General features: G+C 65.2%; 8 protein-coding genes and 1 rRNA gene. 6 read left to right on the forward strand and 3 right to left on the reverse strand.

The features are described 5' to 3' along the window. Positions 1-55: 55 nt before the first annotated feature. Entirely contained in the window at positions 56-1381 is a 1326-nt protein-coding gene (locus KUL97_RS13330) for a LysM peptidoglycan-binding domain-containing protein (RefSeq protein ID WP_217797482.1), read from the forward strand. Here the strand turns inward: KUL97_RS13330 and KUL97_RS13335 are convergent, their stop codons facing one another. After that, positions 1382-2866 (reverse strand): ATP-dependent DNA helicase RecQ, encoded by a 1485-nt coding sequence (locus KUL97_RS13335; RefSeq protein ID WP_217797483.1) that lies wholly within the window; start codon positions 2864-2866, stop codon positions 1382-1384. A gap of 10 nt (positions 2867-2876) precedes the next feature. Further along, positions 2877-3920, reverse strand: coding sequence for a hypothetical protein (locus KUL97_RS13340; RefSeq protein WP_217797484.1), 1044 nt, complete (start codon positions 3918-3920; stop codon positions 2877-2879). Positions 3921-4030: 110 nt separating this feature from the next. Between KUL97_RS13340 and KUL97_RS13345 the strand changes: the two genes are divergently transcribed. The 5 genes from KUL97_RS13345 to KUL97_RS13365 all read left to right on the forward strand — a co-directional run bounded on the left by KUL97_RS13345 (position 4031) and on the right by KUL97_RS13365 (position 7056). Further along, positions 4031-4240, forward strand: a complete 210-nt coding sequence (locus KUL97_RS13345) for a photosystem I reaction center subunit IV (RefSeq protein ID WP_010311442.1) — start codon at positions 4031-4033, stop codon at positions 4238-4240. A 137-nt stretch (positions 4241-4377) separates the two neighbouring features. Continuing rightward, complete coding sequence (locus KUL97_RS13350) at positions 4378-5226, forward strand: DNA-formamidopyrimidine glycosylase (RefSeq protein WP_217797485.1); 849 nt, start codon at positions 4378-4380, stop codon at positions 5224-5226. A 21-nt stretch (positions 5227-5247) separates the two neighbouring features. Next, positions 5248-5928, forward strand: coding sequence for a methylthioribulose 1-phosphate dehydratase (mtnB, locus tag KUL97_RS13355; RefSeq protein ID WP_217797486.1), 681 nt, complete (start codon positions 5248-5250; stop codon positions 5926-5928). 8 nt (positions 5929-5936) lie between these two features. Continuing rightward, positions 5937-6677: an acireductone synthase gene (gene mtnC, locus KUL97_RS13360; RefSeq protein ID WP_217797487.1), complete on the forward strand. Its 741-nt coding sequence runs from the start codon at positions 5937-5939 to the stop codon at positions 6675-6677. Then, positions 6664-7056: a DUF4440 domain-containing protein gene (locus KUL97_RS13365; RefSeq protein WP_217797488.1), complete on the forward strand. Its 393-nt coding sequence runs from the start codon at positions 6664-6666 to the stop codon at positions 7054-7056. Before mtnC ends, KUL97_RS13365 begins: the two co-directional genes overlap by 14 nt. Positions 7057-7166: 110 nt before the next feature. Here the strand turns inward: KUL97_RS13365 and rrf are convergent. Further along, positions 7167-7279: ribosomal RNA gene (gene rrf / locus KUL97_RS13370) — 5S ribosomal RNA — on the reverse strand; the annotation flags it as partial.

Genomic DNA, 7279 nt, shown 5'->3' on the forward strand with positions numbered 1-7279 from the left:
GCTGGCGTCACCGGCCAAGGCCCGTATGGTGCCCCCAGCCGACCGCCCACGCCCCATGCGCCGCCGCTCCGCTGCTGCACTCGCCCTGGCCCTGTTGCTGCCCCTGCCGGGCCTGGCCGGAGAGGTCGTGGTGAAGCCCGGCGAAACCCTCTCGGAGATTGCCGAGCGCTACGGCACCAGCGTCCAGCGCCTGATGCAGCTCAACAACCTCCGCAGCCCGCAGGATCTCTGGGCCGGCAGCCGCATCCAGGTACCCGGCGCCGGCGGCGCCAGCACTAGCGGAGGCGGAAGCGGCAACTACACCGTGAAACCGGGCGAAACCCTCTCGGAGATCGCCGAGCGCTACGGCACCAGCGTGCAGCGACTAATGCAGCTCAACAACCTGCGCAGCCCTCAGGATCTCTGGGCCGGCAGCCGCATCCAGGTGCCCGGCGCCGGCGGCGCCAGCAGCGGGGGAACACGCACCACCACGGTGAAGGCCAATTACACCGTGAAGCCAGGCGAAACCCTCTCGGAGCTGGCGGAGCGCTACGGCACGAGCGTGCAACGGCTGATGGAGCTCAACAACCTGCGTAGCCCGCAGGATCTGTGGGCCGGCAGCCGCATCCAGGTGCCCGTGACCCGCACCACCGCCGCAGCGGCACCGAAGCCGGCCGTGAACAAAAACGCCACCCAGCACAAGGTTCAGAGCGGCGAAAGCCTCTCGGTGATCGCCAATCGCTATGGCGTGTCGCTGCAGAATCTGATCGCCATCAACGGCATCAGCGACCCCAACCAGGTGGTGGTGGGCCAGACCATCAAGCTGCGCGGCACCCCGAAACCCGCTCCCAAACCGGCCGCGAAACCCGTAGCGGCCAAGCCGGCACCCAAGCCAGCTGCCAAACCCACCCCGAAACCAGCGGTAGCCGTCAAGCCCGCCGCCACTCCGGCTTCCAGCCAACCGGAGCCGAAGCCCGTCGTGGCTACCGCAGCGCCGGCGACCAGCACCACCGTGGCGACCAAGCCTGAAGACAAGCCGGAGCCCAAGCCCGAACCAAAGCCCGCGGCAAAACCCGCCGCCACCCCCGTGGCCGCCAAGCCAGCGACCAAACCAGCAGCTAAGCCTGCCGCCACGGCGACCAAGCCCGGTAAGCCCTCAGCACCGGATTGGCGCAACTACGGCCCTCTGCAGGTGGACTGGGCCAACTGGCAGCCCATGGGCGGCAGCTATGTGGCCCCCAGCCTGAACAGCGACGGCCAGCCCCTTTACCTGGCGATCAACTGCAATGCCAAGCGGCTCAATGCCACGGGGCAATCGGGGAGCTGGAAAACCTGGGATGCCCCCCAGAGCGATTTCGAGCACAAGTTGATCAACGACCTCTGCACCGCCAAAGGCGGCTGATCAGGCCGCCAGCCTGAGGGGCCAAGGCTGCCGCAGGAAGCGGCGGCCCGCCGGACGCAGCCAGAGGCGCTGGCTGCCGTCATCGCTTTCGGCGATCAAGTCCTCCTGCACGAGGCGCCGCGCCAACCAACGCCAACGATCCACCTCCTCACCTTCGGCCTGAGCCAGGTCGTCGCCGAGGCTGCGCAGATCCACGCCGCCCCGCTGCTCCAGCAGGCCCAGCACCTCAGAGGCCTGCTCCGACCAGTCGCTGAGGGCAGGGCGTTCCATGCAGCGATCACAGCGCCCGCAGGGGGGCACCAGCTCACCCACCGCCAGCAACAACGCCTGCTCCCGGCAGGTGGGACCTTCCGCCACCGCTTCCATGCGGCGCAACTGCTGCTGGGCCAGCTCCACCCGCTGACGCTCCTGGGGATCGCTCACCGATTCCGCCGACGCGCGAATGGCCCAGCCCAGGCTGGTGCGGTCGTCGGGATCAAAGAGCACCAAACAACGTGCCGGCAGGCCATCGCGACCGGCGCGGCCGGATTCCTGGAGATACCCCTCAGGGGTTGCCGGCAGATCGAGATGCAGCACGAGGCCCACATCCGGCCGGTCCACCCCCATGCCGAAGGCCACCGTGGCCACCAACACCGGCGCCGCATGCTCCTGGAAGTGGGTGAGGGCCAGAGCCCTGCTCTCGGGATCCATCCCGGCGTGATAAGCGATCGCCTCCACACCCGCATCGCAAAGGCGCCGCGCCCAGCTTTCCACCGAGCGGCGCGTGCGCGCATAGATCAATTTGGCGCCACGGGCGTCCGCCAGAGCCTCCAGCACCTGGGGCATCGGATCGGCCGGCCGCCGCCGCATCCCATAGGCCAGGTTGTCGCGGCGGGCGGAGCGCACCTGGATGAGCGGCCGCCGCAGCTCCAGCATGCGAATCAGATCGGCCCGCACCCGTGGCGCCGCCGTGGCACTGAGGGCCACCAGCGGCACACCCGGGCACAGCCGCCGCAGCTGGCCGAGCCGGCGGTAATCAGGGCGGAAATCATGGCCCCAGGCGCTGATGCAGTGGGCCTCATCGATGGCCACCCCCACCAGTTGCCCCTGCTCATGGATGTCTTCCAGCAGTTGACGCGTGGCCTCCACCTGGAGGCGCTCAGGCGCCAGATAAATCAGCCGCAAGCGGTTGCTGCGCACCCGTTCGATCAGATCGCGGCGGCGCGCCGGATCGAGCCCCCGATGCAGGCAAGCCGCCGGGATGCCCCGCCGCTGCAGGTGCTGCACCTGGTCTTCCATCAGGGCCACCAGCGGAGAGATCACCAGCACCAGCCCCCCGCGCACCAGGGCGGGGAGCTGATAGCAGAGCGATTTGCCAGCGCCGGTGGGCAGCACCGCCAGACAGTCGCGGCCGGAGAGCATCGCCTCCACCACCGGCCGCTGCCCCGGACGGAAGCTCGACCAACCGAAATGCTCTTGGAGTGCCTGCTCCAGCGGATCCGCCATCAACCCGGCCTCAGCCGGCCTGGGCCATCACGGGGATCGCCGGGGCCTCGAGTTGTTCCGGAGCTTCCTCCACCAGCTGCAGACGCACCCGTTTCCCGCCAGCCAGCTCTCCCAACGACACCCGCAGCGTGTTGCCGCTGAGGGTCTGCAGGGCAGTGAGGAGCTCCCGCAGATGGGGCGTGCTGCTACCGCTCTCCACCCAGAGGCGCTCCTGCAGGCCGTTCAGCCGCCGCCAACTGGTGTGCAGCTTGAGCACGGCCGATTCCAGCGCCTGGGCCTGCCCCACTGCGTCGGCCAAAAGTCCCAACGCATCCAACCGCAGCGCTTCTTGCATGGCCTTATCGAAATCGAGCTCACCCTGCTGGAACGCCCGCACCGAAAGGCCCGCTTCGGTGGCCTTGCTCAACCAACGCGCGGTGCTGGTCACGTCTTTCACCCGCTCCAACTCGGGCTCATCGCGAAGCACCTTGCGCAGGTCTTCCTGTTGCTCATCCGGCAGTTTGGCCAGTTCCTTCACCAGCGGTGCCACCGCCTTGGGGGGCAGCAAATTTTCAGCTGTGCGCTGGCGGATCTCCTCCGGCAAGAGCGGACTGGTGGCCGCGGTGAATTCATCGGTGAGCTGTCGCACCTGCTTGCGGGTGATCTGCTGCCCGTCGTTGGCGGCCTCCCCAATCATGAGCTGCACCTCGGGATCGGCTTGGGCCGTTTCCATGAAGGCACGCTTCGAGAAGTTGTTCACGCTGGTTTGCTCCAGCACCCCGTCGCCCAGCATCTGGTCAGCCGATTCCGCCAGTTGGATCAAGGCGTAGGCCCGGGTTTTGCTGATCTCCTGCTCCCGGAGCCACTGCAGAAATCCAGCCCCACGACCCTCGCCCCCACGGCGCTCGCGATCGCGCACCGCCTTCAGGATGCGCCCGCGCCAGATCTCGGTCTGGAGATCAAAGCGGTCACAGATGGCCCAGGCCTCCTCGATACGGGCCAGGAACTCCATCGAGCTGATGCTGTCGCTCTCGGGATCCGGCAGATCGAGGCTGAAGGAGGGGGCCTCGGCCATTGGGATGCGCTCAGGGAAGGTCGATGGTGCCACGTTTCGTGACGGCCGGTGAGAACACCCACCCAGCGCGGGTACATTCCCTCTGACAGCCACCCTTTCTTTGCGCAGCGATGGCCATCTCCCGCGGCGACAAAGTGCGCATCAAGCGTCCTGAGTCCTACTGGTTCAACGAAGTCGGCACCGTTGCCTCGATCGACACCTCCGGCATCCGCTACCCCGTGGTGGTGCGCTTCGAGAAGGTGAACTACAACGGCGTGAGCGGCTCCGAAGGCGGCATCAACACCAATAACTTCGCCGAGAGTGAGCTCGAGAAGGCCTGAGGCCTTGAGCAAGCTGAGCCTTCAGCCTCAAGACTGAGCCCTGGCCCCTTGCTGGCCGGGGCTTTTCTGTGGGAATCGCCCGGCAGGAGGACGCCCTCCGTGGCAGCCTGTGGCCCTGAAGCCCCGCCGAGCTGCGCGTGCCTGAACTGCCTGAGGTGGAAACGGTACGGCGTGGGCTAGAGCAACGCGTGAGCGGCTTTGAGATTGCACGCGTTGAGGTCCTGCGGGCCAGAGCTATCGCAGCGCCCCCCTTGCCAGAGCTGTTCTGCAGCGCCCTCGTGGGGTGCACGGTGCAGCAGTGGCTGCGCCGCGGCAAATACCTGATGGCCACCCTGCAACGGGATGGGGGCGATGCAGGTCATTGGGGCGTGCACCTGCGCATGACCGGACAATTCCTGTGGATGAACGCCCCCACCGAGCCATGCCGCCACACGCGGGTGCGCATCTGGAACCAACACAACCAGGAACTGCGTTTTGTCGACCTGCGAAGTTTCGGCGAGATGTGGTGGGTGCCCCCGGGTGAACCGCTGGAGTCAGTGATGACTGGGCTGCGCCGGCTCGGACCCGAACCGTTCAGCCCGGAGTTCAGCCCCGCCTACCTGGCCGCCCGGCTGGCGGGTTCCAGTCGCCCGATCAAAACGGCCCTGCTCGATCAGGCGCTGGTGGCGGGCGTGGGCAACATCTACGCCGATGAATCGCTGTTCATCAGCCGGATCGCGCCCCACACCCGCAGCGGTCAGCTGAAACCAGAGCAGCTCACGCGATTGCATCGCGCCCTGGTGGAGGTACTGGAGGCAAGCATCGGTGCCGGCGGCACCACCTTCAGTGATTTCCGCGATCTCACCGGCACCAACGGCAACTATGGCAATGCCGCCTGGGTGTACCGGCGGGGCGGAGCACCGTGCAGGGTCTGTGGAACCCCCATCCAACGCGACAAGTTGGGTGGACGGAGCAGCCACTGGTGCCCCAACTGCCAAGCTGCTTGATGGTGCCTGCGTTGTGGACCCATGGCCAATGCCAACACCACCGCCTTGGCTTCGGCGCTGAGCAAAGCGATGGCCAACATCCATCAGCGGGGCTGGTGTGATGGAACCGGCGGCAACTTCAGCTGTGTGCTGGAGCACGAACCGCTGCTCTTGTTGATGGCACCCAGCGGAGTCGACAAGGGAACCGTCGCCCCTCGCGATCTGATTCAGGTGGATGCAACCGGCGCCGTGGTGGCAGGCAAAGGGAAAGCCAGCGCCGAAACGGCCTTGCATCTGGAAATCGTGAACAGCTGCGGCGCCGGGGCGGTGCTGCACACCCATTCACAAGCCGGCACCCTGCTCTCCCAATGGGCCTTACGACGGCACGCACCTGCAGGTGGCGAGGAATCCATGGAGCAGGGCTATCTGGAGTTACGCGACCTGGAAATGCTGAAGGGGCTTGAAGGCGTGACAACCCACGCTTGCCATGTACAGATCCCTGTGATCGCGAATGATCAAGATCTACCGGCGCTGTCAGCGCGGGTGAGACCACAGCTCGCCAACGCACCCCATGGCGTGCTGATTGCAGGCCATGGGCTTTATGCATGGGGCCGCAATCTGGGCACCGCTGTACGCCATCTGGAGATCCTGGAATTCCTACTGGAGCAGCGTTGGCGCCAGCTCTTGCTGGAAGCCTTGATGCAGCATCCCCAACCCGCTTGAGCACAGCGATGACCATCACACACCTGCTGCTGGATATCGAAGGCACCACCTGCCCAGTGAGTTTTGTGGCGGACGTGCTCTTCCCCTACGCCCGAGCCGCGATCCCAGACTTCCTCATCAGCCAGGCTCAAGACCCCGAGATACAAGAACTGGCTCAAGAGGTGGAATCGGCCTGGCTGAAAGACACCGCGGATGAAGCCGTAGCCTTGCGCCAAGACGGCAGCCAGCTCCAGGGCCTGGCACGCCTAGCACCCTATTTACAGCTCTTGATCGACTGCGATGTGAAGCTCACAGCACTCAAAGATCTACAAGGACGGATCTGGCGAGCTGGTTATGCCAATGGGGCATTGGTGGCCCCGCTGTTCAGCGATGTGGCCGAATCGCTGCAACGCTGGCACCAGGAAGGATTCACCCTAGCGGTGTACTCCTCAGGGTCGGTTCCCGCACAGCAACTGCTCTACGGCCACAGCACAGCAGGGGACTTACGGCCGCTCTTCAGCCACTGGTTTGACACACGCATCGGGATCAAACAGGAGCAGGCAAGCTACATCACGATTGCCAAGCAGATGAAGGTTGAAACGACGGAAGTGTTGTTCATTAGCGATGCTCTCAGCGAACTGGAAGCCGCCTCCAGTGCGGGCATGGCCGTGCTGTTCAGCGATCGCGAGGGCAATCCAGGCCGCAACAACGGCAGGTTTGAGAGAATCGATGATTACCGCAGGCTCAATCCCGCGCATGTCACTCAGTGATCGCGACCAGGAGATTCTCTCCATCAACCAAGCCATGCTCAACAGCGTGGCCAGTGGCGACTGGAGTCGTTACGCGCAGTTCTGCGCCGCCGACCTGAGTTGCTTCGAGGGCGAAACCAATGGACACCTGGTGGAAGGCCTGCCATTCCACCAGTACTACTTCAACCTTCCTGCAAGCGATGCGCCCGCGACGGCCGCAACGGTGACCATGGCCCGCCCGCACCTGCGCTGGCTCAGTGACGATGCCGTGGTGCTGAGTTACACCCGCCTCACCCAAAAGCTCGCTGGCGGCGAACCCATCACCGCGAGCTGCTGCGAAACGCGCATCTGGCAGCGCCTCAACGGCAGCTGGCAACAGGTGCATGTGCACCGCAGCTGATCCAGCCAACAAAAAAGCCACCCTTTCGGGTGGCTTCTCTGTCTCATCGCCTCAGCTGCTGATCAACAGCAAGCTTTGAGGTGTGAGCTGGTTGGAGCAAAGAATGTTTTACCTGGCATCGACCTATTTTCTCAGGGGGCTACCCCCCAAATATCGTCGGCGCTGCATCGTTTCACAGCCGAGTTCGAGATGGATCGGAGTGGTTCCAATGCGCCATGGACAC

The organism is Synechococcus sp. HK05 (genome assembly GCF_019104765.1).
Classification (GTDB): domain Bacteria; phylum Cyanobacteriota; class Cyanobacteriia; order PCC-6307; family Cyanobiaceae; genus Vulcanococcus.